General features: G+C 62.9%; 2 protein-coding genes. One reads left to right on the top strand and one right to left on the bottom strand.

Annotation, left to right across the window (positions count from 1 at the left end; all coding sequences use genetic code 11):
• Positions 1 to 208 (top strand): molybdopterin dinucleotide binding domain-containing protein (locus tag ACYVDE_RS22110; RefSeq protein ID WP_460503700.1); only part of this gene is annotated, 208 nt, incomplete at its 5' end.
• Positions 209 to 402: 194 nt separating this feature from the next.
• Here the strand turns inward: ACYVDE_RS22110 and ACYVDE_RS22105 are convergent.
• The gene (locus ACYVDE_RS22105; protein ID WP_460503699.1) at positions 403 to 1209 is read right to left on the bottom strand and encodes a phosphatase PAP2 family protein; all 807 of its coding nucleotides are present in this window, start codon (positions 1207 to 1209) and stop codon (positions 403 to 405) included.
• Positions 1210 to 1622: the final 413 nt, after the last annotated feature.

Here is a 1622-nt window from a genome sequence, read left to right as displayed (position 1 = left end):
GCTGCCCGTCGAAATCACGCCCAACCTCATGCCCGGCGTGGTGAGCATGCCCCACGGCTACGGCCACGCCCGCCCCGGCACGCGGCTGGAGGTGGCGCAAGCCCACGCCGGCGTCAGCATCAACGATTTGACGGATGAGCGGCGGCTCGATGAGCTGACGGGTAATGCGGCGCTGTCGGCCGTGCCGGTGTGGGTAGAGGCGGTCTGACGGAAACCTCACCCCCTGACCCCCTCTCCTTGGTGAGGGGGGCACCGGAAATGCTGATTACGTGAAACCTGATAAATCGAAAAAGAGGCCAGCGCGTCGCGCTGGCCTCTTTTTCGATTTATCATCTGGTCCGGACCGGTGCCCCTCGCCCCAAGGAAAGGGGGGGAAGGGGGTGAGGTCTCTCGCCCGTGCCGTTACTTCTTCGGCCGCCACGAAACCGATACGCCGGTTGCGCCATTGCCGAAGTAAGCCGGCGTCATGCCGATGTCGCGGCCGATGCTTTTGCGGCCCCAGCGGTTACGGTGGCTCAGGTAGGCCAGGTGGGCGGAGAGGATGCCGAAGCCCGCGCCGGCTACCACGTCACTCTGCCAATGCTTGTCGTTTATCATGCGCAGGGCGGCCACGCTGGTGGCAATTGTATAGGCCCCCACGCCGTACCACTGGCTTTTGTCGCGAAACTCGGTGTGCACGATGCTGGCCGCCAGAAACGCCTGCGCCGTGTGGCCCGACGGAAACGACAGGTTATCAGCCCCGTTCGGGCGGGTTTCATTGGCCAGATACTTCACGGCGAAGGTGCTGGCCAGCATAATAAGCTCGCCCTTGCCGATGATGAGCAGCGTGTTGATGCGGTCGTTGCGCGACTCTACCCCGGCCAGCGCCACGGCCCCCAGCTCCAGGTAGGGCAGGAAGATAAACGTGTTGTCGAGCGTGGTGCTCACGGGCCGGAACTGCTTCTGGGTGAAGTCCCGGGCGCTTTGGTTGATGCCCGAATTGCCCGTGGCCGTGATGGCACCGTAGGTTATCATCACGGCCGGAATGGCTACGGCTTTGAACAGCTTGCTTTTGAAAAACGGCTTGCTGCCAGCGGGCGAAACACCGGTGGGGTTGGCGTATTTCTTAGTGGTGTCGGTGGGGGCAGTGGCCGGCAGCTGCGCGTAGGCCGGCAGGCTGCCCAGCAGCAGCGCCACGGCCACTAAGCGAGTAAAAATGAAAGAGCGCATGTACAGAATTCGGGTAAAGTCAGAAAATAAGTATTTGACCCTACTACGAAGCGCTAACATAAACGTAACACTCGGCGCCAAGGAAAATTCTAATGAGTTGGCGTTCGACGGGTTAAGAATTGCGGCGCGCTGGCTGCGTGCGGCCCACTGCTGCGCTTACTTGCCCGCTGCTGTGCCAGTAGCCCGGCCGGCGCTTGCAGAAGCCGTCTGGCCGATATCGGCCCTTTGCAAACTGGATTGCCGCCGGGCCCGTACATCGGCCGCCCCGCGGGCCGTGGGAGGGCGGTTTCGCGGGCTGGCCGTTTCTTTAGAGTATGTGTAGCTTGTCCGTCGCCATTCTGTTGTTCACCCGCTCGGCGGGGGAGGAGGCGGCGCATAAGCCCCTGCTGAGCCACGGCGGCCGGGCCGCCAAC

The sequence above is a fragment of the Hymenobacter agri genome, from assembly GCF_054778495.1.
The sequence above is the reverse complement of the archived record's forward strand: the minus strand, read 5'-3'. Positions and strand labels throughout refer to the sequence as shown.